The sequence below is a fragment of the Castellaniella sp. UC4447_H14 genome, assembly GCF_052978285.1.
On sequence record NZ_CM129666.1, the window covers coordinates 2,209,863 to 2,231,422 of the forward strand.

Annotated in this window: 18 protein-coding genes and 1 riboswitch; of the genes, 12 read left to right on the forward strand and 6 right to left on the reverse strand. The window is 64.9% G+C overall.

What is annotated here, in order from left to right:
* Positions 1-327: 327 nt before the first annotated feature.
* From ACVCMJ_RS10655 to gnd, 5 genes are all read left to right on the forward strand, one after another.
* Positions 328-1,110 carry an IclR family transcriptional regulator gene (locus ACVCMJ_RS10655; protein WP_447081390.1) on the forward strand — a complete coding sequence of 261 codons (783 nt, stop codon included), beginning with the start codon at positions 328-330 and terminating at the stop codon, positions 1,108-1,110.
* Positions 1,111-1,200: 90 nt separating this feature from the next.
* Positions 1,201-1,671: a DUF494 family protein gene (locus ACVCMJ_RS10660; RefSeq protein ID WP_447081391.1), complete on the forward strand. Its 471-nt coding sequence runs from the start codon at positions 1,201-1,203 to the stop codon at positions 1,669-1,671.
* Between the two features lie 31 nt (positions 1,672-1,702).
* Positions 1,703-2,584 carry a tRNA glutamyl-Q(34) synthetase GluQRS gene (gluQRS, locus tag ACVCMJ_RS10665; protein WP_447081392.1) on the forward strand — a complete coding sequence of 294 codons (882 nt, stop codon included), beginning with the start codon at positions 1,703-1,705 and terminating at the stop codon, positions 2,582-2,584.
* Positions 2,585-2,705: 121 nt separating this feature from the next.
* A complete protein-coding gene (locus tag ACVCMJ_RS10670) occupies positions 2,706-5,420 on the forward strand; it encodes a DNA topoisomerase III (protein ID WP_447081393.1) in 2,715 nt (904 codons plus the stop codon).
* 179 nt (positions 5,421-5,599) lie between these two features.
* The gene (gene gnd / locus ACVCMJ_RS10675; protein WP_447081394.1) at positions 5,600-6,634 is read left to right on the forward strand and encodes a phosphogluconate dehydrogenase (NAD(+)-dependent, decarboxylating); all 1,035 of its coding nucleotides are present in this window, start codon (positions 5,600-5,602) and stop codon (positions 6,632-6,634) included.
* A gap of 44 nt (positions 6,635-6,678) precedes the next feature.
* Here the strand turns inward: gnd and ACVCMJ_RS10680 are convergent, their stop codons facing one another.
* From ACVCMJ_RS10680 to ACVCMJ_RS10690, 3 genes are read right to left on the reverse strand one after another with little or no spacing between them, the layout of a single operon-like run.
* The gene (locus tag ACVCMJ_RS10680; RefSeq protein ID WP_447081395.1) at positions 6,679-7,956 is read right to left on the reverse strand and encodes a TRAP transporter large permease; all 1,278 of its coding nucleotides are present in this window, start codon (positions 7,954-7,956) and stop codon (positions 6,679-6,681) included.
* Positions 7,957-7,971: 15 nt separating this feature from the next.
* Positions 7,972-8,457 carry a TRAP transporter small permease gene (locus ACVCMJ_RS10685; RefSeq protein WP_447081396.1) on the reverse strand — a complete coding sequence of 162 codons (486 nt, stop codon included), beginning with the start codon at positions 8,455-8,457 and terminating at the stop codon, positions 7,972-7,974.
* Between the two features lie 19 nt (positions 8,458-8,476).
* The gene (locus ACVCMJ_RS10690; protein WP_447081397.1) at positions 8,477-9,454 is read right to left on the reverse strand and encodes a TRAP transporter substrate-binding protein; all 978 of its coding nucleotides are present in this window, start codon (positions 9,452-9,454) and stop codon (positions 8,477-8,479) included.
* 354 nt (positions 9,455-9,808) lie between these two features.
* Between ACVCMJ_RS10690 and ACVCMJ_RS10695 the strand changes: the two genes are divergently transcribed.
* From ACVCMJ_RS10695 to ACVCMJ_RS10710, 4 genes are all read left to right on the forward strand, one after another.
* A complete protein-coding gene (locus tag ACVCMJ_RS10695) occupies positions 9,809-11,257 on the forward strand; it encodes an aldehyde dehydrogenase family protein (RefSeq protein WP_447081398.1) in 1,449 nt (482 codons plus the stop codon).
* 18 nt (positions 11,258-11,275) lie between these two features.
* On the forward strand, positions 11,276-12,034 hold the full coding sequence (locus ACVCMJ_RS10700; RefSeq protein ID WP_447081399.1) for an SDR family oxidoreductase: 759 nt from the start codon (positions 11,276-11,278) through the stop codon (positions 12,032-12,034).
* 113 nt (positions 12,035-12,147) lie between these two features.
* Positions 12,148-12,281, forward strand: a riboswitch (TPP riboswitch).
* Positions 12,269-13,126 carry a hydroxyethylthiazole kinase gene (gene thiM, locus ACVCMJ_RS10705; protein ID WP_447081400.1) on the forward strand — a complete coding sequence of 286 codons (858 nt, stop codon included), beginning with the start codon at positions 12,269-12,271 and terminating at the stop codon, positions 13,124-13,126. (Overlaps the previous riboswitch by 13 nt.)
* A 4-nt stretch (positions 13,127-13,130) precedes the next feature.
* Positions 13,131-14,045, forward strand: coding sequence for a LysR family transcriptional regulator (locus tag ACVCMJ_RS10710; protein WP_447081401.1), 915 nt, complete (start codon positions 13,131-13,133; stop codon positions 14,043-14,045).
* Between the two features lie 173 nt (positions 14,046-14,218).
* On the opposite strand, the gene ACVCMJ_RS10715 is transcribed toward ACVCMJ_RS10710, so the two are convergent.
* From ACVCMJ_RS10715 to ilvB, 3 genes are all read right to left on the reverse strand, one after another.
* Positions 14,219-15,250: a tartrate dehydrogenase gene (locus ACVCMJ_RS10715; RefSeq protein ID WP_447082569.1), complete on the reverse strand. Its 1,032-nt coding sequence runs from the start codon at positions 15,248-15,250 to the stop codon at positions 14,219-14,221.
* Between the two features lie 50 nt (positions 15,251-15,300).
* Complete coding sequence (locus tag ACVCMJ_RS10720) at positions 15,301-16,461, reverse strand: mandelate racemase/muconate lactonizing enzyme family protein (protein ID WP_447082570.1); 1,161 nt, start codon at positions 16,459-16,461, stop codon at positions 15,301-15,303.
* 72 nt (positions 16,462-16,533) lie between these two features.
* On the reverse strand, positions 16,534-18,264 hold the full coding sequence (ilvB, locus tag ACVCMJ_RS10725) for a biosynthetic-type acetolactate synthase large subunit (RefSeq protein WP_447082571.1): 1,731 nt from the start codon (positions 18,262-18,264) through the stop codon (positions 16,534-16,536).
* Between the two features lie 321 nt (positions 18,265-18,585).
* Between ilvB and ACVCMJ_RS10730 the strand changes: the two genes are divergently transcribed.
* From ACVCMJ_RS10730 to ACVCMJ_RS10740, 3 genes are read left to right on the forward strand one after another with little or no spacing between them, the layout of a single operon-like run.
* Entirely contained in the window at positions 18,586-19,107 is a 522-nt protein-coding gene (locus ACVCMJ_RS10730) for a TRAP transporter small permease (protein WP_447081402.1), read from the forward strand.
* On the forward strand, positions 19,104-20,402 hold the full coding sequence (locus ACVCMJ_RS10735) for a TRAP transporter large permease (RefSeq protein ID WP_447081403.1): 1,299 nt from the start codon (positions 19,104-19,106) through the stop codon (positions 20,400-20,402). Before ACVCMJ_RS10730 ends, ACVCMJ_RS10735 begins: the two co-directional genes overlap by 4 nt.
* Positions 20,403-20,456: 54 nt before the next feature.
* Positions 20,457-21,482 (forward strand): DctP family TRAP transporter solute-binding subunit, encoded by a 1,026-nt coding sequence (locus ACVCMJ_RS10740; RefSeq protein ID WP_447081404.1) that lies wholly within the window; start codon positions 20,457-20,459, stop codon positions 21,480-21,482.
* Positions 21,483-21,560 lie beyond the last annotated feature (78 nt).

Consider the following 21,560-nt stretch of genomic DNA (forward strand, 5'->3'; position numbering starts at 1 on the left):
GTTCCGCGCCGCAACGCCCGACGACCAGCTCCCTACGGGGGCCGGGCGGTACGAGCGAATGGGTCAATCCTGAAACCGCGCATCCTCGCTGTCAACGAGACGCCGCCTTGATTCTCATTTATTGATATATCTAGGTATAAACACCTACAAACTCTGATAACGTGGTGCTGAGTGCCGTTCGTTCTATTTTCTTCATATAAAACAATGGGCCACAGGGGGTGGCTGTAGCGATTCCGGAGATCCAGGCCGGGTGGATACCATGCTTCCACGGCCGGCTCCATAGTGATAAAGTGGCTGCAAATATCACATATCGAGAATTCCACAGCGATGCCTTCGTCGTCCCCCCTTCCCGCACAGACTGTAGGACGCGCCGCATTACTGCTGCGCATTATCGCCTCCAGCCAGTCCCGCCACCTGCGGCTGCTGGATATCGCCACCATGGCGGCCCTGGACAAATCCACCGTCCAGCGGTTGCTGCATCGCCTGGTGATCGAACGTCTGCTGGTGCGGGATCCGGCGCGCGGCTACCGTCTGGGGCCGCTGCTGTACGAGCTGGGTCTGTCGGCCCTGCCTGAAACCAATCTGCGCGAGGTCTGTCAGGCGCCCTTGCAAGCCCTTGCCCAATCGACCGGTGACATGGTCTTCCTGATCCTGCGCAGCGGCTTCGAAACGGTGTGTCTGAATCGTATCGCGGGCAGCTTCCCCATCCAGACCATGACCCGTACGGAGGGTGATCGCCACCCTCTCGGGGTGGGCGCGGGCGGCGGAGCGATCCTGGCCTCCATGCAGGACAGCGATATAGAAATCACGCTGCGGGCCATTGCGCCACGTCTGCCCGCATACCATCTGACCGAAAAAGCCGTGCTCGCCGCCGTCGAGGCCACCCGGGCGCGCGGAGACATCGCCATCGATGAAGGAAGCGCCGCATTCGATGTAACAGCGATCGGACGCACGATCCATGACGCCACACAGGCCCCCGTCGCCGCCATCTTCGTGGCATCCATTCAACACCGGATGGCACAGGCGAGACAGAAACAGGTCGCCAAGGAACTGATTGCCTGCGTGAATGGCATCGAAAACATGTGGGGCAAATCGCGCCTGCGCCCCTGACGTCCAGCCGGTGGGTTTTGCCCTGTGGATGCATCCCCTTCCGGTTGGGCGGATCAAGTACACTGTAGGCGCAATTCTGGATGCGACGCCATGTACGATATCCTGGTCTATCTGTTCGAAAATTACTACACGCCTGAAGCCTGTCCGCGCGCCGAGATCCTGGCCAGCAAGCTGGCCGCGGCCGGATTCGAGCACGAAGACATCGACGACGCGCTCAGTTGGCTGCGGGAACTGGCCAATACGACGGAGCAATGCCTGGTCCTGGCTCCCCTGGACCGGCACACGGAGTCGCGCGCGCCGCGGATCTACACCGAGAAGGAATACCGCGCGCTGGGGACCGAAGCCATCGGCTTCATCGTGTTCCTGGAAAACTCCGGGGTCCTGCCGCCGGCCCTGCGCGAAATTCTGATCGGTTGCGCCCAGGCAGCCCATCAGGCGCCGCTCAGCCTGACCGAGATCAAGGTCCTGGCCCTCATGGTGCTCTGGAGCCAGGAAGCCGAGGTCGATCACCTGATCTTCGAAGAACTCCTGGCCGACGACGACCCGCGCCTGGCGCATTGACCGGCGACAGCCCGGCCTTGCGTCTTTTGCCATGTCCATTGAGGCGGCGCGTCCCAAGGGCGACTACGTCGGACGCTTTGCACCCAGTCCCAGCGGCCCCTTGCATGCGGGCTCCCTGGTAGCGGCCCTGGCGAGCTTCCTGGACGCCCGCGCCCATCGCGGCGCGTGGCTGCTGCGCATCGAGGATATCGACACGCCGCGCACCGTCGCGGGCGCGGACCAGACCATCATGGCGCAGCTCGCGGCGCTCGGGATGCGCTGGGACCGGCCACCGGTGTGGCAATCCGCCCGCCACCCCTTGTATGAGGCCGCCTTCGCGCGCCTCCAGGCGGCCGGGCGCACCTACTCCTGCACCTGCAGCCGGCGCCAGCGGCTGTCCGGGCCCCACCGGGGCGCTTGCCGGCCAGAGCCGACGGGCGGCCGGACTTCAGGCGGGTCGCATGCCACTCCACGGCCATCGTGGCGCTTCCGCGTCGAGCCAGGCCGGGAGTCCTTCCAGGACCGCTGGCTCGGACCGCAAAACCAGGACGTGGCACGCGACGTGGGAGATTTCATCATCCGGCGCGCCGACGGTCTCTGGGCCTATCAGCTCGTGGTTGTGGTGGACGATGCGGCCCAGGGCATCACGGACGTGGTCCGCGGCATCGACCTGCTGGACTCCACGGGCCGCCAGCGGCAGCTTGCGCGAGCCTTGGCCGTGCCGGCGCCACGCACGATGCACGTTCCGCTGGTTCTGGATGCCGGAGGACACAAGCTGTCGAAGCAGAACCACGCGCCGGCGCTGGACGCGCGGGACCCGCTCAAGCCGCTGCTGCAAGCCTGGGCAGCGCTGGGCTTCACACCCTTTCCGGCTGGGGGCGTGGACGCTTTCCTGGACGAGGCAACCGCGCGCTGGGCGCGGCGTTTCCCTTGAACCACCCCTCTGGCGCACGGGTTGCGGACGGCCCGCCCGGGCATGGATGCCATACCTGTTTGATATATTCGTCGTATGATCCGCGCTATGCGGCGGCACATCCGCTCGCTACTGGAACTTCATGACTAAAACTCTGATCATTGCTGAAAAGCCGTCGGTTGCACTGGATATTTCCCGAGCCTTGGGGGGGTTCACCCGCGAGGGGGACTACTTCGAGAGCGACCAGTACGTGCTGTCCTCCAGCGTGGGGCATCTGCTCAGTCTGGTGGCGCCCAATGACCCGGTGCGCGGCAAATGGAGTTTCGCTCATCTCCCCGTGATTCCGCCGCAATTCGAGTTGGGCCCCACCGACAAGCGATCGGGCGAGCGGCTGAAGATGCTGGTCAAGCTGCTCAAGCGCAAGGACGTGAGCGCCGTCATCAACGCCTGCGACGCAGGGCGCGAAGGCGAACTCATCTTCCGCTACATCATTCAGTATGCGGGGATCAAAAAGCCGGTCCAGCGCCTCTGGCTGCGGTCGATGACCCAAGCCTCCATCCGGGAAGCGTTCCAGAACCTGCGCGACGACGCCACCATGAAGCCGCTGGAGGCGGCCGCGCGGTCTCGCGCCGAGGCCGACTGGCTGGTTGGCATCAACGGCACGCGGGCCATGACAGCCTTCAACAGCAAAGACGGGGGCTTCTTCAAGACCCCGGTGGGCCGGGTACAGACCCCCACCCTGGCCATCGTCATGGAACGGGAAGACCGCATCCGCGGATTCGTCTCGCGCGACTACTGGGAGGTTCACGCGACCTTCGTGGCCGCAGCCGGTCTCTACGAGGGCCGCTGGTTCGACCCGAATTTCAAAAAGAACGATCAGGACGCCGACTCGCGCGACTCGCGTCTCTGGTCGGAAGCCGCCGCTCAAAGCATCGTCACGGCCTGCCGCGAAAAGCCGGGTACCGTGACCGAGGAATCCAGACCCAGCACGCAGGTGTCGCCCGCGCTTTTCGATCTGACCACGCTGCAGCGCGAGGCCAACTCGCGCTTCGGCTTTTCGGCCAAGACCACGCTGTCGCTGGCCCAGACGCTGTATGAGCGCCACAAGGCGTTCACCTACCCACGGACGGACTCGCGCTACCTGCCCCAAGACTATGTCGACACGGTAAAACAGACCATGCGGGTGCTGGCCGACAGCGAATCGGGGGCTGCCCGTACGGTGCAGCCGTTCGCCGCCCAGGTCGTGAAGCAGAGCTGGGTCAAGCCCAACCGGCGGATCTTCGACGACACGAAGATTTCCGACCACTTTGCCATCATCCCCACGCTGCAGGTGCCGCGCGAACTGTCCGACGCCGAATTCAAGATCTACGAACTGGTGGCGCGGCGCTTCCTGGCGGTGTTCTTCCCCGCCGCCGAGTTCCACGTCACCACCCGCATCACGCAGGTCTCGGGCCATGCCTTCAAGACCGAGGGCAAGGTCCTGGTATCGCCGGGCTGGCTGGCCATCTACGGCCGCGAATCCCAGGACCAGGATGCCTCGCTGGTTCCGGTCGCGGAGAGCGAACGCGTGCGCACCGAAGACATCGAGGCACGGGGTCTGGCGACCAAGCCGCCCGCGCGGTTCACCGAGGCCACGCTGCTCTCGGCCATGGAAGGGGCGGGCAAACTCGTGGATGACGAGGCGCTGCGCGAGGCCATGTCGGAGCGCGGACTCGGTACGCCGGCCACCCGGGCTGCCATTATCGAGGGGCTCCTGAACGAAGGCTACCTGCGCCGCGAAGGGCGCGACCTGATTCCCAGCGCGAAAGCGCGCCAGCTCATGACGCTGCTCTCGGGCCTGGGCGTCAACGAACTCACCTCCCCCGAACTGACTGGGGAGTGGGAACACCAGTTGAAGCTCATCGAGCAACGCAAGCTGGACCGCGAGTCCTTCATGCGGGAGATCGCGCAGATGACCCAGGTCATCGTCAAGCGCACCAAGGAATATGAACGCGACACGGTACCCGGGGACTACGCTACCCTGCAGACACCATGTCCCAAATGCGGCGGGGTCGTGAAGGAGAACTACCGCCGCTACGCCTGCACGAACTGCGATTTCTCCATCGGCAAGCATCCGGGCGGGCGCACGTTCGAAATTTCGGAAGTCGAAGAACTGCTGAAGCGGCGCGAACTCGGGCCGTTGACGGGTTTCATCAGCAAAATGGGACGCCCGTTTGCGGCTCTGCTGCGCATCACCGACGAATTCAAACTGGAATTCGACTTCGGCCAGAAAGACGATGAAGACAGCGAAGCCGTGGACTTCTCGGGCCAGACCCCGCTGGGACAGTGCCCCAGATGCGGCGGGCGGGTATTCGAACACGGCATGAACTATGTGTGCGAACACTCCGTCGGCCCCGAAAAGTCCTGCACGTTCCGCAGCGGCAAGGTGATCCTGCAACAGGAGATTCCCGCCGCGCAAATGGCCAAGCTGCTGGAGACCGGCAAGACCGACCTGTTCCAGGGATTCGTCTCCAGCCGCACGAACCGCAAGTTCAAGGCATATCTGGTGCGGCAGAAGGACGGAAAGATCGGGTTCGAGTTCGAAGCGCGGGCGCCCAGGGCAGGCACCGCCGCCAAAGGAGGCGGCTCAAAGCCGGCCAGCGTCCGGGCCCCGGCCGCGAAAGCGACCGACACCCCCGCAAAGAAGCCCAAGGCGACGTCGAAGGTCGCCACCCGGAGCACGCGCGCCAGGACGGCCACCGGTACGAACGGGGGGGCGGCCGGGGCAAAGCCTTCCCGCAAGACCGCCGGCAAAGCATCCTCCAAACCCGGCAAGCCGGACACCCCCGCTGCCGATGACGACGGCGCGGCATTCTAGTGTCCCGTTCGGTTAATCCTGATGTTTAAATTCGGCGCCTACACCACCCATACTGCGTTGCAAATCCTCGTGATAGCCCTCGCTATCACTGCGGTTCGCGCCTTGTCTGGATGGCGCATGCATCCGAATTTAACGACACAAACCAACCGAACGGGACACTAGGAAGGAGCTGACTGCCCATGAGCGACCACCGCTTCACCCGAACGCTCGGCCTGATCGGCCTGGGACGCATGGGTTGCAACATGATTCTGCGCCTGCAGGCTGCAGGCATTGCCTGCATCGGCCATGACTCGGATGCAGCCGCCCGGGAACGCAGTGCCGCGCAGGGCATTGCCACAGCGGACGACATCGCGGGCCTGATCGGTGGCCTCCCCACACCGCGATCCGTCTGGATGATGGTGCCCAGCGGGGTGGTCGATTCGGTCCTGGCACGGACCCTCCCCCTGCTGGAGGCGGGCGACACGCTGATCGACGGCGGAAATTCGCATTACACCGAGGACATCCGACGCGCGCGAATCGCGGCGGACCGCGGCATCCATTATGTGGATGTCGGCGTCAGCGGCGGTGTGTGGGGCCGAGAGCGCGGCTACTGCCTGATGGTTGGAGGACCGGCGGAGGCCTGCCGTTCCCTGGAACCGATCCTCGCCGCGCTGAGCCCAGGCTTCGAGGCTGCCCCCCGCTCCTCACGGCGCCAGGGGCCGCCGACGCCCGCCGAACAAGGCTTTTTGTATTGCGGCGAAAGCGGCGCCGGTCACTTCGTGAAGATGATCCACAACGGCATCGAATACGGGCTGATGGCCGCATATGCCGAAGGCTTCAACATTCTGCGGCACGCAAACGTGGGACGCCACGACCATCGGACCGATGCCGAAACCACGCCCCTCGAGCACCCTGAGCACCACCAGTACGAGTTCCCCCTGGCGGACATCGCGGAGCTCTGGCGGCGGGGCAGCGTGATCGGCTCATGGTTGCTGGACCTGACGGCCGACGAGCTGCGGCAGGACCCGGACCTGAAGCACTACCAGGGAGCGGTTTCCGACTCCGGTGAAGGCCGCTGGGCCGCGCAGGCGGCCCTGGAACAAGGTGTCCCCACGCCAGTGTTGAGCTCGGCGCTGTTCTCCCGTTTCGCGTCCCGCGGCCAGGACCTGTTCGCCAACCAGATGCTGTCGGCCATGCGCCACGCCTTCGGCGGCCACCACGAGCCGAAACCCTGACAGATTGCCCCGGCCAAGCTGATCAGCACCACGCTAAAGACCGCTCAGCGATACACCACATCGCGCAAATAGAGCGACAGATCCGGCCAATACGTGATCGCCATCAGGCAGCACAGCACTACGCCCACGAAAGGCAGCAACGGCCGGATCAGCCTCTCGATCGGCACATTGGCCACCGTGCAGGCGGCAAACAGATTCACGCCAAAGGGCGGCGTCACCATGCCCAAGGCCAGGTTCACCACCATGATGACGCCGAAATGCGCGGGATCGACGCCAAACTGCGTGGCGACCGGCAGCAGCAGCGGGGCCAGCACCACGATGGAGGCCGACGTCTCGATGAACATGCCGATGATGAACAAGGCCACGTTCACGCCTATCAGGAACGTGAAGCTGCTGTGAAAGAGATGGCTGAGCCACTCGCCCAGTGCCATGGGCACACCTGCACGATTCAGCAGAAAGCCGAATACGCCCGCGTTGGCGATGATGAACATGATGATGGCCGTGGACACCACCGAGCGGTGGAACGTGCGGCTCAATGTCCTGGCATCCAGCCGGCGGTAGATGAATGTGCCGACGAACAGCGCATACACCACCGCCACCGCCGAAGCTTCGGTGGGGGTGAAGATGCCGCCGTAGATGCCGCCCAGGATGATGACGGGCATGAGGAGCGCCCACCACGCCTTTTTGAAGGCGGCCCAGACCGGCAGGCGATTGTCGCCGTCGCGAGTGCCGTAACCGTGACTGCGCGCGTAGAGCCACACGTACAGCATCATGGCGACCGCGATCAGGATCCCTGGGCCGATCCCCGAGATGAATACCTCTCCCACGGACGTGTCCGTGGAAACCGCAAAGAGGATCATCGGAATGGAGGGGGGAATGATGACGCCCAGTTCCGCGGCCGACGCCTGCAGCGACGCCGCAAACGGCGGCGGATAGCCATGCTTCACCATCGCGGGAATCAGGATGGACCCCACGGCAAAGGTCGTGGCCACGCTGGAGCCCGCCACCGCCGCAAAGATCATGCAAGTGAGTACACAACTGCAGGCGAGCCCGCCCTGGACGCCGCCGACCACACTCTTGGCAAATTCCACCATCCGCTCGGAAATGCCGCCCGCCTCCATCAAGTTGCCGGCCAGAATGAAGAACGGCACGGCGACCAGCGGGTATTTGTCCATCGCGGCGTAGAGCTGCTGCGCGATCACCAGCCACGTCATGTGGCCATCGGCGCCCACCGCCACCATGGACGCGAGCCCGATCGAAACCGCCACCGGCACGGTGAGGCCGAAAAACAGCAGCATGGAGAGGACCATCAACTGCGACATGCTCCACGCTCCGGATCAGGTGGTTTCGATGTGGGGGCGGCGCGGACCCGCCCAACAGGCGAGCGCCCCGACAAGCGACAGAACGGCGCCTACGGGAATCGACACATAGACCCAGGAAATCGACACGGACAGGCTGGGCATGGTCTGGAACCGCACCCGCCACGTCATGTCCACGCCCACCCAGGCCAGGAAAACGAGAAACCCGGCCACGATCAGCAGGACCAGGTGCTCCAGAAGCCGCGCCTTGTGCGGTTCCAGCAGGTTGTGCAGGAGATCCACCCCCAGCATGGCGCCCTGGCGAAACGCCAGCGCCACGCCCAGCATCACGGACCAGATCATGGAAGCGCGCGTCCAGGCCTCGGACCATGCCGATGGGGATTCCAGAACGAAACGCGCCAGCACCTGATAGAAGCCGGCGGCCACCGCCGACCAGAGCAGCGCCTGGGCCACCCAGGACACCGTCCGGAACAGCCCGCGATCAATCAAGCCCAGGATATGCATAGCCTCGCTGCGCGGCAGATCACTGCGTATTGCGGATGGACTCGACCAGGTCCTTGCCGAATTGCTTGTAGTACTGCGGATAGATGGGCTCCACCGCCTTCACGAAGGCGGCGTGATCCACCGTGTTGACCTGCATGCCGTTTTTCTTCAGGGTTTCGACGCCATCCTTTTCCACATGGTCGACGTAGGCGCGCATGGCGACCACTGCGGCGTGCGCCGCATCCTTGAACTTCGTCTTGTCCGCATCCGACAGCCCGTCATACACCGAGGGCGAAATCATGATGAGCGCTGGCCCGTAGACGTGGGCCGTGAGCGAGAGATATTTCTGCAGTTGCCAGATCTTCACCGACACCAGCACCGAAAGGGGATTTTCCTGACCGTCGATGGTGCCCTGCTGCAGGGCCGTCGCGACCTCGGGCCAGGCCATCGGAGTGGCCAGCACGCCCAATTGGCGGAAAGCTGCGATGTGAATCGGGTTTTCCGTCGTACGGATCTTCAGCCCCTTGATGTCCGCCGGAGTCTTCACGGGCCGGACATTGTTGGTCAGATGGCGGAAGCCCTGCTCGCCCCAGGCCAGTGCCACCAGGCCGCGCTTGGGAAACTGCGCCAGCATGTCCTGGCCGATCTTGCCGTCCAGCACCTTGCGCGCATGCGCGAGGTCGCGAAACAGGAACGGGATGTCGAACACCCCAGTCTGCGGTACGAAATTCAGCGTCGCACCGGTGGAAACGATCGCCATGTCGATGGTGCCCAGCTGGAGGCCTTCGATGACCTCGCGCTCGCCGCCGAGCTGGCTGTTCGGAAACTGCTGGATCTTGAAGGCGGGGTCGCTGGCCGCCAGCGACTTGGCAAACGCCGCCGCCGCAACGCCATAGTGCGATGTCTCCGACAAGGCATAAGCCATCTTCAGCGTGGTCTGCGCCAGAACGGGCGTCGCCGCCGCGCCCACCAAGGCGGCGGCCGCCAGCCAACGAATCAATCCCGTTCCCCTTGCCATTTCGCAGTCTCCTTGTGACCTTTATAGCTTCCCGCTATGACGCGCGCCTGTTGAATCGACCAGGACGGTGCGCAAAAAGTTCGGAATATTCAAACACGATACGCGCCGCCCCGCAACGCGGAAAGCGGCGCAAATAGCCATCCGAGCCGGCCTTATAGGGTAATTCCGCATTGCAGCATGCGTGTTGCGAAAGCCACCCTTCGACACGGACGCTACACTAGTGTGCCGTCCGGTTTGCCGGTGCGCGCGAATGCGCCCGACGGCACACTAGAATAGCGGGGTTCCCTCCACTCTCTACGCACATCACGCAACCCTGAGCCGCAGAATCTCAGCCGCCTGATCCGGAACCGCCCCATGCCCGCCCATCATTTCATCGACAACACCCCCGTCCCGGCTTCCGACGGCCGGACGATTTCCGTGATCGATCCGGCCGACGGGCAGCCTTTCGACGAGCTGGCGCGCGGCTCGGCCGATGACGTGCATCGCGCCGTCGGGGCCGCACAGGCCGCCATGGGCCCGCACCTCAATGGCCCCTGGGCCGTGACCTCCGCCCGGGACCGGGGCCGTCTCCTGGCACGCTGGTGCCAGGCCGTCTTGCAGCACGCCGACACACTGGCAGAACTGGAGGGCCGCGACACCGGCAAGGCGCCGTCCACGTCCCGCAACGATGTCCTGGCGCTGGCGCGCTACCTCGAATACTACGCCGGGGCCTGCGACAAGCTGCACGGCGAAACCCTGCCCTACGAAACAGGTTACACGGTACTCACGATCCGCGAGCCGCACGGCGTCACCGGCCACATCATCCCGTGGAACTACCCCATGCAGATCTTCGGGCGCAGCGTGGGGGCGGCGCTTGCCGCCGGCAACGCCTGTGTCGTCAAGCCGGCCGAGGACGCCAGCCTCTCCACGCTGTACCTGGCCGAGCTGGCCGCGCAGGTCGGCTTCCCCGCCGGCGTATTGAACGTCGTCACGGGGTACGGCCACGAGGCCGGCGCGGCGCTGACGGCGCATCCGGGCATCGCGCACATTTCCTTTACGGGATCCACGGTCACGGGCCAACGGGTCGCCGAAGCCGCCGCCCGCCGCCACTGCCCGGTGACACTGGAACTCGGCGGGAAGTCGCCGCAGATCGTGTTCGAGGACGCTGACCTGGACGAGGCGCTCCCGGTCATCGTGAACGCGATCATCCAGAACAGCGGCCAGACCTGCTCGGCCGGCAGCCGCCTGCTCGTCCAGGAAAGCATCTACGAAACGTTCATTGCACGGATTGCGGAACGCTTCCGCGAGCTGCGCGCCGGCCCTCCTTCCCGTCATCCGGACCTGGGCCCGCTGGTGAACCGGAAACAGTTCGAGCGCGTTCGCCAGATGCTGAACGTGGCGCGCGAGGAGCGCCTGACGGAGGCCGCGCGCGGGCGCATCATGGAGGGGGCGCCGCCCACCGGCTACTACCAGGAAGCCGTGCTCTTTCGCGATGTACCGGCCGATAGCGCGCTGGCCCGCCAGGAGATCTTCGGTCCCGTGCTGGTCGCGCAGCCTTTTCGTGACGAGGCGCACGCGCTGGATCTGGCCAACGGCACCGAATACGGCCTGGTCGCAGGCGTCTGGACCCGCGATGGCGCGCGCCAGCTCAGGCTCGCCCGCCAGCTTCGCTGCGGCCAGGTCTTCGTGAACAATTACGGTGCCGGCGGCGGGGTGGAACTGCCTTTTGGCGGCGTCAAATCCAGCGGGTACGGAAGGGAAAAAGGCTTCGAAGCACTGCTTGGCTTCACCGTACTGAAAACCGTGGCGATCCACCACGGCTGAGACACTAGAGGAGGAAGCATGCGTCTACAGGACAAAGTCGCCATCGTGACAGGTGCCGGTTCGGGATTTGGCCGGGGCATTGCCGCAACATTCGCACGCGAAGGCGCCCGCGTCGTGGTGGCCGACATCAACGAAGCGGCCGGCCAGGAAACCGTGGCCCGCATCCAGGCCGCCGGCGGACGGGCCCATTTCGTCGCCGTCGACGTCGCGAACGCCGCGAGCATGGACGGGCTGCGCGACCAGACGCTGGCGCACTATTCCGCCCTGCACATCGTCGTCAACAACGCCGGCACCACGCACCGCAACCGCCCCATGCTGGAAGTCAGCGAGGCCGAATTCGACCGCATCTACGCGATCAACGTAAAAAGCATCTTCCTGAGCGCGCAAAGCTTCGTGCCGCATTTCCGGCGGCAGGGCGGCGGGGTCTTCGTCAACATCGCCTCCACCGCCGCGATCCGGCCGCGCCCCGGCCTGACCTGGTACAACGGCACCAAGGGCGCCGTGGTCACCACCAGCAAATCGATGGCGGCCGAGCTGGGCCCCGACCGCATCCGCGTCAACTGCGTGAATCCGGTGATCGGAGCCACCGGCCTGCTGGCGGACTTCATGGGACAGCCCGACACCCCCGAGAATCGCGCCACGTTCGTGGCCGGCATCCCGCTGGGACGCTTCTCCACGCCGGACGACGTGGCCAACGCCTGCCTGTACCTGGCTTCCGACGAGGCCACGTTCATCACGGGCGTTTGCCTGGAAGTGGACGGCGGCCGCTGCGTGTAGCCGGCCGTCCTTACCTGTCAAAACATAGACCGTCGCGCGAAAAAACCGGACTTCGCCTGCGTCGGGGTTCCGAGACCATGCGGGACGGCAGATCCGCGAATCTGCTAAAGTGCTCCCATGACATGGGGTGCTCCCTGCTCTTCCACCAACGGCCACATGGCCGGACAGCGATGACAGTGCGCTGAGAACAGACCCATCGAACCTGATCTGGTTAGCGCTAGCGTAGGAATTGTCATGGCTCTGGATTTGCCTGCTCTGCACGCGCGGCTGCGCGCCGCTGCGCCTCTCATTCAGAACATCACCAACACGGTCGTCCAGCAATTCAGCGCCAACGTGCTGCTGGCCGTTGGCGCCGCACCTGCGATGCTGGACCACGAGGCCGACGCCGGTCAGTTCGCCCGGCTGGCGGACGGCATCCTGATCAATTTAGGCACCGCCACGAGCCACCAGTTGCTCGCGGCCGACGCGGCCGTTCGTGTCGCCCGTCAACTCGGCAAACCCTGGGTGCTGGACCCCGTCAGCGTGGGCGTTATCGATTTTCGGACGACGCGCATCCAGCAAGCGGCCGAATGCCATCCCAGCGTGATCCGCGGCAATGCCTCGGAGATCGCCGCCCTGGCCGGCCAAGGCGCCGGCGGGCGCGGCGTGGACGCGACCGACGAGGTCGACGCGGTACTGGTCGCGGCAATGAGCCTCGCCCAATCCACGGGAGCGGTGGTGGCCGTCTCGGGCGCGCGCGATGCCATCGTCGAAGTCTCCGGCAGTACCGTGCGCCTGGCCCGCGTGGGTGGCGGCCACCCGCTCATGCCGCGCGTCATCGGCACTGGCTGTTCGCTGGGTTCGCTGACGGCGGCCTACCTGGCGGCCCAGCGGGCCGCAGACGGAACCCGGCTGGCCAGCGATTTCGAGGCCACGATCGCCGCGCACGCCCATTTCAAGCTCGCGGGCGAAGCAGCGGGCAAGATCGCCGCGGGTCCCGCCAGTTTTGCCGTGGGCTTCGTGGACGCGCTTTATGCCCTGCAATCCATCGACCTGACGCAAGCCGACGTGCATCTCGAGATCCGCGAGATGCCCGAGACCTGCGGCCTCTAGCACGATGCAGGACCCGATCCAGGCGGCCGACTTCACCTTCTTCTCGACGCTGGCCTCGGCCGGCAACCTGAGTGCGGCCGCACGCGAACTGGGCCTGACGCCGGCTGCCGTGAGCAAGCGGCTGTCCGCGATGGAGCGGCGCCTCGCGATCCCTCTCATCCGGCGGACCACGCGGCGCATGATGCTCACCCCGGAAGGCGAGGTCTACCTGGAACACGCCCGCCGCATCCTGGACGAAATCGACACACTGGGCGAACTGCTGGGCGGCGCGCGCAAACGCCCGACGGGGCTGCTGCGCGTCAATGCCACTCTCGGATTCGGCCGAAGCCATGTCGCGCCCATCATTTCGCAGTTCGTGTCGGCCTACCCCGGGGTTTCAGTGCGGCTCCAGTTGTCCGTGACGCCCCCGCCCCTGACCGACGATGCGTTCGACGTGTGCATCCGCTTCGGGGAGCCACCGGACGCCCGGGTGGTGGCCCGTCTATTGGTGGCCAACCGCCGCCTGCTGTGCGCCTCGCCCGGGTACCTGAAGCGGCACGGGGTGCCGCTCGTCCCCCATGACCTCATCCGCCACAACTGCATCGGAATCCGTCAGGGCGACCAGGCATACGGCGTGTGGCGTCTCTCCAGCGGGCGGGAAGCCACCCGCAAGACCGAGACGGTCCGCATCCACGGAAACCTCGCCACCAACGACGGGGAGATCGCCGTCAAATGGGCGCTGGACGGCCACGGCATCCTGATGCGGGCCGAGTGGGACATCCGGGAATACCTGGCCGACGGCCGCCTGCAAACCGTCTTGCCGAACTACACGACCCCCGACGCGGACATCTACGCGATCTACGCCCAGCGGTACAAGCTGTCCACGCGTGTGCGGACTTTCGTCGATTTCCTGGCGGCTGCGCTGAACCGCCTCGATTGACGCGCCGGCGGCCAGTGTCCCATTCGGTCAATCCTGATGTTTGAATTCGGCGCCTGCGCCACCCATACTGCCTTGCACATCCTCGTGATAGCCCTTGCCATCACTGCGGTTCGCGCCTTGTCTGGATGGCGCATGCATCCGAATTCAAGGACACAAACCGACCGAACGGGACACTAGGCCGCCGCAACCAGATCCGCGATCGCCTGGCCCATGATCTGGGTGCTGGCCTTCCCGCCCAGGTCGGGCGTGCGGGGACCGTGTTCCAGCACCTGTTCGATGGCTGACATCAGCGTATCATGCGCCGCCCGGCACCCCTCATCGGTGCTGCCCAGGAAGTCCAGCATCATGGCAGCCGACCAGATCATCCCCACCGGATTTGCGATGTTCTGACCGTAAATGTCGGGGGCCGACCCATGCACGGGTTCAAACAACGACGGATAGCGCCGTTCGGGATTGAGGTTGGCCGACGGTGCAATGCCGATCGTGCCCGTACAGGCGGGCCCTAGATCAGACAAGATGTCGCCGAAAAGATTGGACGCCACCACTACGTCGAAGCGTTGCGGCTGCAGGACGAACCGGGCACACAATATGTCGATATGGTGCTTGTCCCAGGTCACGCCCGGATATTGGGTCGCCATGGCCGCGAGGCGCTCGTCCCAGTAGGGCATGCTGATCGCAATGCCATTGGATTTCGTGGCTGCGGTAAGGTGCCGCCGCGGACGCTGGGCCGCCAGATCGAACGCGAATTTCAGCACCCGATCGACCCCGTGGCGAGAAAAGACCGACTCCTGGATGACGACCTCACGGTCGGTGCCTTCGTAGATGCGGCCCCCGAGATTCGTGTACTCCCCTTCGGTGTTTTCGCGCACCACCAGGAAATCGATCTCGCCGGGCTTGCGGCCGGCGAGCGGCGCGGGCACTCCGGCCATCTGGCGGACCGGGCGCAGGTTGATGTATTGATCGAAGCCGCGGCGAAACTTCAGCAACGATCCCCACAAGGACACGTGGTCGGGCACCACCTCCGGCCAGCCGACTGCCCCGAACAGGATCGCATCGAACCCCCGGAGGCGCTCGAACCAGTCGTCAGGGAGCATCGTCCCGTGCTGCTGCCAGAACTCCGCGCAGGCCCAATCGAAAGGCTCGAACTGCAGCAACAACCCGTACCGCTGGCGCAGGGCTTCCAGAACCCGCAGCGCCTCCGGCATGACTTCACGCCCGATCCCGTCTCCGGGGATGACTGCAATACGATGTGTTTTCACTTCAGGGCCTGCATTTCAGCATAGAGATCGGACTTGCCTTCGAACCCGATTCCGGGGATGTCAGGCATGATGATATGCCCATCGGAGACTTTCACGCCATCGGGAAACCCGCCGTAGGGCTGGAAAAGATCAGGGTACGATTCGTTTCCTCCCAAGCCCAGTCCCGCGGCAATATTGAGCGACATCTGGTGGCCCCCGTGCGGAATGCAGCGGTCCCAGGACCAGCCATGGCTTTTCACCACGTCCAGCGTGCGCAGATACTCGACCAGCCCGTAGCTGAGCGCGCAATCGAATTGGAGGAAATCGCGGTCGGGCCGCATGCCCCCATAGCGCAGAAGATTGTCGGCGTCCTGATGGCTGAACAGGTTCTCGCCCGTTGCCATGGGCCGTTCGTAGAACTGCCCCAGAACGGCCTGCAGCCGATAATCCAGGGGGTCCCCCGGCTCCTCATACCAGAAAAGCGGGTAGTCGCTCAACATGCGCGCGTACTCAATGGCCGACTCGAGATCGAACCGGCCGTTGGCGTCCACCGCCAGCCGCGCCTCGGTGCCGACTTCGTCCAGAACCGCCTCGATGCGCCGACGGTCGTCCTCGATCGGCGCCCCGCCGATTTTCATTTTCACGACGTTGTATCCGCGATCCACATAGCGGCGCATCTCGGCCCGCAAGGCGCCAAGATCCTTGCCGGGATAGTAGTATCCGCCGGCCGCGTAGACGAAAACCTTGGGATTGGGCTGCACGCCGTGACGCTGGGCCAGCAGACGGAACAACGGCTTTCCCGCAATCTTGGCCACCGCGTCCCAGACCGCCATGTCCAGTGTTCCCACCGCCACCGATCGCTCGCCGTGGCCGCCCGGCTTCTCGTTCGACATCAGGGCGCCGGAGACACGCACGGGGTCCAGGTTGTCGCCAGCGTCGTCCATCAGGGAAGCCGGATCGGCTTCCAGCAGGCGTGGGGCGAAGCGCTCCCGGATCAGGCCGCCCTGGCCGTAGCGACCGTTCGAATTGAATCCGTAGCCGATGACGGGCTCACCGTCCCGCACCACATCGGTCACTACCGCCACCAGGCTGGTCGTCATCCGGGAGAAGTCGATGTAGGCGTTACGAATGGGCGAAGCGATCCGCTTGGTCACCTCTCGCACGTCAACAATGCGAATGGCCATGAAAAGTCCTCGAGTCAGACATACAGAAAACCAGGGGGCACACGCTGCTCGCCCGGGCGCGGAAAGTCACTCTTCCACGTACCACGTGTCTTCGGACAGCATGACTTGCTGATGCCCGCAGCCGGCGGGCATCATGGGAAAACAGTTCTGCAGCGGCACCACGGCGACGTCCAGGAAATACGGCCCATCGTGGGCCAGACAAGCGGCCAGCGCGGCGTCCAGGTCACGAGGATGTTCGACACGCGCCGCGCCCCAGCCAAACGCCCGGGCCAGCGCCACGAAGTCCGGCAGCGACGCGTTATAGCTATGGCTGTAACGGCCCTCGTGAATCAGTTCCTGCCACTGGCGCACCATGCCCATGTGGCCGTTGTTGCACAGGATGAGCTTGACGGGCGCACCATGCTGCATGGCGGTCGCCAGTTCCTGGATATTCATCAGCACCGAGGCATCGCCGCTCACACACACCACCGTCTTGTCGGGATGGGCGATCTGCGCACCGATGGCGGCCGGCAGACCATAGCCCATGGTGCCCGCGCCGCCCGACGTCAGCCAGCGCTGAGGCCGATTGACGCGGATATACTGGGCCGCCCACATCTGGTGCTGTCCCACGTCCGTGGCGACAATGGCATCCTGGCCCGACAGCAGCCGGTCCACGCGCTGCATCAGGTCCTGAGGCAGGATGACTTGATCCGACGGCGTCACCTTCAGGCAGTCGCGTGCCTGCCAGACACCGATGCGCTGCCACCATTCATCCAGGCGGCGGGGATCGAGCGCCTGCGGATCCAGTTCCTTGTGCAGCGCTCGCAGCAAGGGATAGCAGTCGCCCACCAGCGCCACATCGGCGCGCACCACCTTGTCGATGGAGGCCGGATCGATGTCCAGGTGGATCTTTTCCGCAAAGGGGCAGAAATCCGACAGGCGACCGGTGATGCGATCATCGAACCGCGCTCCCACGCACACGATCAGGTCCGCGTGGTGCATGGCGAGATTGGCCTGCAGCGTGCCGTGCATCCCCAACATGCCCAGAAATTGATCGTTGTCGGCCGGATAGGCGCCCAATCCCATCAGAGTCAGCGTGCAAGGCGCGCGCGTGGCCTGCACCAGGCTGCGAAAGGCGTGGCAGGCGTCCAGCCCGGAGTTGATGAGGCCGCCCCCGCCATAGAATACCGGGCGCCGGGCACGGGCAATCAGTGCGGCCGCCCGCTTGAGGTTCGCTTCGGTGACGGGCGACAGCGCCTCGGCGGTGGTCACCGGTTCCGGGGCCGCCGTCCGGCATTCCGCAGGCACCTGCGCCATCTGCAGGTCCTTCGGAAAGTCCAGCAGCACGGGACCCGGCCGACCGCTGCGGGTGAGCCGCAGCGCCTTGGCGGCAAGGCCGGCCACGTCCTCGACGCGCTTGATCTGGGCATTCCACTTCGTGACGGGCCGCGAGATACCCACGGCGTCGCATTCCTGGAACGCGTCCGTCCCGATCGCGCTGGTCGCCACCTGGCCGCTGATGCACAGCACCGGAATGGAGTCGCAGATCGCATCCAGCAGCCCCGTCGTGGTATTGGACATGCCAGGACCGGACGTGACGAACACCACGCCGGTGCGCCCCGTGGTGCGGGCATAGCCCTCGGCCGCGTGCATGGCGGCCTGTTCATGGCGCACCAGAATGTGACGAATGCGCGGTTCGCTGTAGAGCGCATCGTAAAGCGGCAAGACCGCGCCCCCCGGATAGCCGAACACCGTGTCCACTCCCAATGCAATCAACGCGTCCAGCAAAACCTGGGCGCCATTGCGGCCCACAGCCACGGAAGGCGTGGTCGCCGCCGAAAGGGATGCGGAAGGAACGGAAGCATTCACCGGAAAGAACCTCGGATGATCGGAATGTAAACGTGGACAAAAAACGTCACTGCACGCCAGTTTATCAACGATCGGGACCGATCCACGCCTTCCCCTTCACCGGCACCGTCGGGTTGTCCCCGCCCACCCGGGCCCCCGATCGGCGACGACACATGGGCCGGCCGCGTGGCCGCTGGTCCCGGGAATGCCCGAACTGGCAAAAGCAGCATCTGGCTGTAGTATGAAGGGTCTTGTTTCAACCGTGCTCCAACCTCGCCACCCGCAGCACCCATGCCAGAGAACCACGCCGCCGACCCCGCAGGCCTCTACACGCCACCCCCCGATCCCCCCGTTCGCATCCCGCTGCTGTTGGAAGACTGGGTCACCGTGCTCACGATGTCCATTCTGGCCTGCATCACGCTCGCCAACGTCATCGTCCGCTATCTCACGTCCGAGTCTTTTGCCTGGACCGAGGAAATCTCCATTTTTCTCCTGGTTGTCCTCACCATGAGCGCCAGCGGGTCCGCCTTCGTGCGGCGCCTGCACATCCGCATCGAGCTGCTGGCCGACGGAGGCACCCCCGCGCGCCAACGGCGCTTCACGCTCGCGGCCAACGGCGTCTGCCTGTTGTTCTTCATCACTCTGACGGTCCTGTTGGGCCGCATGGCTCTGGACGACTACAACTGGGGGGACACGTCGCCCGCCATCGGCGTACCGACCTGGTGGTATTCGATGTGGCTGCCGGTGCTGTCCACCACGATCTCGCTGCGCCTGATCGGCATGCTGCAGCGCGCATGGAGACTGCATCCATGATTCCCACCTTGCTCTTCACGATGTTCGTGGTCCTGATGGCCATCGGCGCGCCGGTCGGCGTGGCGCTGGGGGCCGCAGGCACAGTGGCCATCGGATTGGCCAACCCGGACACGCACTGGTTCGGGCTCATGGCCGTCGCGCAAAGCTTCTATGCGGGGCTGGCGAAGTATCCCTTGCTGGCGATCCCCATGTTCGTCCTGGTGGGTTCGATCTTCGACAGGTCCGGCGTCGCCGCACGGCTGGTCCGGCTGGCCCAGTCCATCACCGGCAATGGCCCGGGCATGCTGGCGGTGGTCGCCATCACCGTCGCCATGTTCCTGGGCGGCATCTCCGGTTCGGGACCGGCCTGCGCCGCCGCAGTGGGCGCCATCATGATCGGTGCCATGAACCGGGCGGGCTATCCTCGCGCCTACTCGGCCAGCGTGGTGGCCGCGGGCGCCGCGACCGACATCCTGATTCCGCCCTCCATCGCGATGATCGTGTATTCCATCCTGGTGCCGCAGGCCTCCGTCCCCGCCCTGTTCGCGGCCGGCATGATTCCGGGCATCCTCGCGGGCATCGGTCTCATCATTCCAGCCATATGGCTCGCCCGCCGGCACAACATGGGCGCCGAGGCCCGCAGGGAGCCCCGTCCGCCGTTCTGGCGCAGCCTGTACCAGGCGGTCTGGGGGCTGTCGGCACCGGTCATCATTCTGGGCGGCATGCGCATGGGCTATTTCACGCCCACCGAGGCGGCCGTGGTGGCCGTGTTCTACGGTCTGTTCATCGGCATGTTCGTGCACCGCACCATGTCATGGCGCGATCTGTTTCCGATCCTGCGCGAAGCGGGCGAACTCTCGGCGGTGATCCTGCTGATCGTGACGCTGGCCGGCATCTTCGCCTGGTCCCTGTCCACGCTGAGCATCATCGACCCCCTGACCAACGCCATCGTGCATTCGGGGCTGGGGCCGTATGGCGTGCTCGCGCTGCTGATCCTGCTGCTCATCGTGGCGGGGATGTTCCTGGATGGCATTTCCATCTTCCTGATCTTCGTGCCGCTGATCCAGCCGGTCGCCATGGCGTTCCACTGGGATCTGGTGTGGCTGGGCGTGGTCCTCACGCTGATGGTGGCCGTGGGGCAGTTCACGCCGCCCGTCGCCGTGAACCTGATGGTGTCATGCAAGATCGCCCAGGTGCCCATGGAAAGCACGGTGCGCTGGGTGCTCTGGATGGTGGGCGGCATGATGGGGGCGCTGGTGCTGGTCGTGCTGTTCCCCCAGCTCGCCTTGTGGCTGCCGCATTATCTGGGATACTGACGCTTCACCCAAATCAGACAGAATTCATCGGGGATTTTTTCAGAGGAGACTCGCATGTCCATCAAACGACTCATGGCTTCGGCCGCTTTCGCCGTCAGCGCACTGGCCATCGCCGCACCCACCCAGGCGGCCAACTACAAGTCAGAATACAAACTGTCCATCGTCGTGGGCACGACCTTCCCGTGGGGCCAGGGCGCGGTGATCTGGTCGGACCTGGTGCGCGAACGCACCAAGGGGCGCATCAACATCAAGGTCTATCCCGGCACCTCGTTGGTGCAAGGGGACCAGACGCGGGAATTCACGGCCATCCGCCAGGGCGTGATCGACATGGCGATCGGTTCCACGATCAACTGGTCGCCGCAGGTCAAGGAACTGAATCTGTTCTCGCTGCCGTTCCTCATGCCCGACTATCCCGCCATCGACGCGCTGACCCACGGCAAGGTGGGTGAAAGGCTGTTCGACATCCTGTCGAAGAAAGGCGTGGTCCCGCTCGCCTGGGGTGAAAACGGCTATCGTCAGCTCAGCAACTCGGTGCGCGAGGTCAAGGCCCCGGCCGACATCAAAGGCATGAAGCTGCGCGTGGTGGGATCGCCGCTGTACATCGACACCTTCACGGCCCTCGGTGCCAACCCCACGCAGATGAGCTGGGCCGATGCGCAGCCGGCACTCGCCAGCGGTGCCGTGGACGGCCAGGAGAACCCGCTGTCCATCTATGCCGGAGCCAAGCTCTACGATGTCGGGCAGAAATACCTGACGCTGTGGAACTATGTGGCCGATCCGCTGGTTTTCGTGGTGAACAAGGACGTCTGGGCCTCCTGGTCGCCGGAAGACCAGAAGATCGTGCGCGAAGCCGCCATCGAGGCCGGCAAACAGGAAATCGTCATCGCGCGCAAGGGGGTGACGTCCACCGACGACTCGCTGCTGAAAGAGATCGAAGGCCATGGCGTGAAAGTGACCACCCTCTCGCCGGATCAGATCTCGGCCTTTGCCAAAGTCACCCGGCCGGTATTCGACAAGTGGGCCAAGCAGATCGGTCCGGATCTGGTCAAGGAAGCCCAGGCCGACATCGCCAAACGCTGAACCCTGACCGGGGCCGCCACGGCGGCCTTTTCGCCGGGGTCAGCCTGTTTGGCCCGAGCTGGCCCCGGCCACACGCGC

What these genes read in the sequence shown, in the direction of transcription:
- ACVCMJ_RS10715 (WP_447082569.1), bottom strand. Translation starts at nt 15,250, where the DNA reads ATGCCGGAGGCGCTGCGGGTTCTGGAAGCCCTGCGCCAGCGGTACGGG.
- gnd (WP_447081394.1), top strand. Translation starts at nt 5,600, where the DNA reads ATGAGCGACCACCGCTTCACCCGAACGCTCGGCCTGATCGGCCTGGGA.
- ACVCMJ_RS10655 (WP_447081390.1), top strand. Translation starts at nt 328, where the DNA reads ATGCCTTCGTCGTCCCCCCTTCCCGCACAGACTGTAGGACGCGCCGCA.
- ACVCMJ_RS10695 (WP_447081398.1), top strand. Translation starts at nt 9,809, where the DNA reads ATGCCCGCCCATCATTTCATCGACAACACCCCCGTCCCGGCTTCCGAC.
- thiM (WP_447081400.1), top strand. Translation starts at nt 12,269, where the DNA reads ATGGCTCTGGATTTGCCTGCTCTGCACGCGCGGCTGCGCGCCGCTGCG.
- ACVCMJ_RS10685 (WP_447081396.1), bottom strand. Translation starts at nt 8,457, where the DNA reads ATGCATATCCTGGGCTTGATTGATCGCGGGCTGTTCCGGACGGTGTCC.
- ACVCMJ_RS10660 (WP_447081391.1), top strand. Translation starts at nt 1,201, where the DNA reads ATGTACGATATCCTGGTCTATCTGTTCGAAAATTACTACACGCCTGAA.
- ACVCMJ_RS10710 (WP_447081401.1), top strand. Translation starts at nt 13,131, where the DNA reads ATGCAGGACCCGATCCAGGCGGCCGACTTCACCTTCTTCTCGACGCTG.
- ACVCMJ_RS10690 (WP_447081397.1), bottom strand. Translation starts at nt 9,454, where the DNA reads ATGGCAAGGGGAACGGGATTGATTCGTTGGCTGGCGGCCGCCGCCTTG.
- ACVCMJ_RS10735 (WP_447081403.1), top strand. Translation starts at nt 19,104, where the DNA reads ATGATTCCCACCTTGCTCTTCACGATGTTCGTGGTCCTGATGGCCATC.
- ACVCMJ_RS10740 (WP_447081404.1), top strand. Translation starts at nt 20,457, where the DNA reads ATGTCCATCAAACGACTCATGGCTTCGGCCGCTTTCGCCGTCAGCGCA.
- gluQRS (WP_447081392.1), top strand. Translation starts at nt 1,703, where the DNA reads ATGTCCATTGAGGCGGCGCGTCCCAAGGGCGACTACGTCGGACGCTTT.
- ACVCMJ_RS10730 (WP_447081402.1), top strand. Translation starts at nt 18,586, where the DNA reads ATGCCAGAGAACCACGCCGCCGACCCCGCAGGCCTCTACACGCCACCC.
- ACVCMJ_RS10700 (WP_447081399.1), top strand. Translation starts at nt 11,276, where the DNA reads ATGCGTCTACAGGACAAAGTCGCCATCGTGACAGGTGCCGGTTCGGGA.
- ACVCMJ_RS10680 (WP_447081395.1), bottom strand. Translation starts at nt 7,956, where the DNA reads ATGTCGCAGTTGATGGTCCTCTCCATGCTGCTGTTTTTCGGCCTCACC.
- ACVCMJ_RS10670 (WP_447081393.1), top strand. Translation starts at nt 2,706, where the DNA reads ATGACTAAAACTCTGATCATTGCTGAAAAGCCGTCGGTTGCACTGGAT.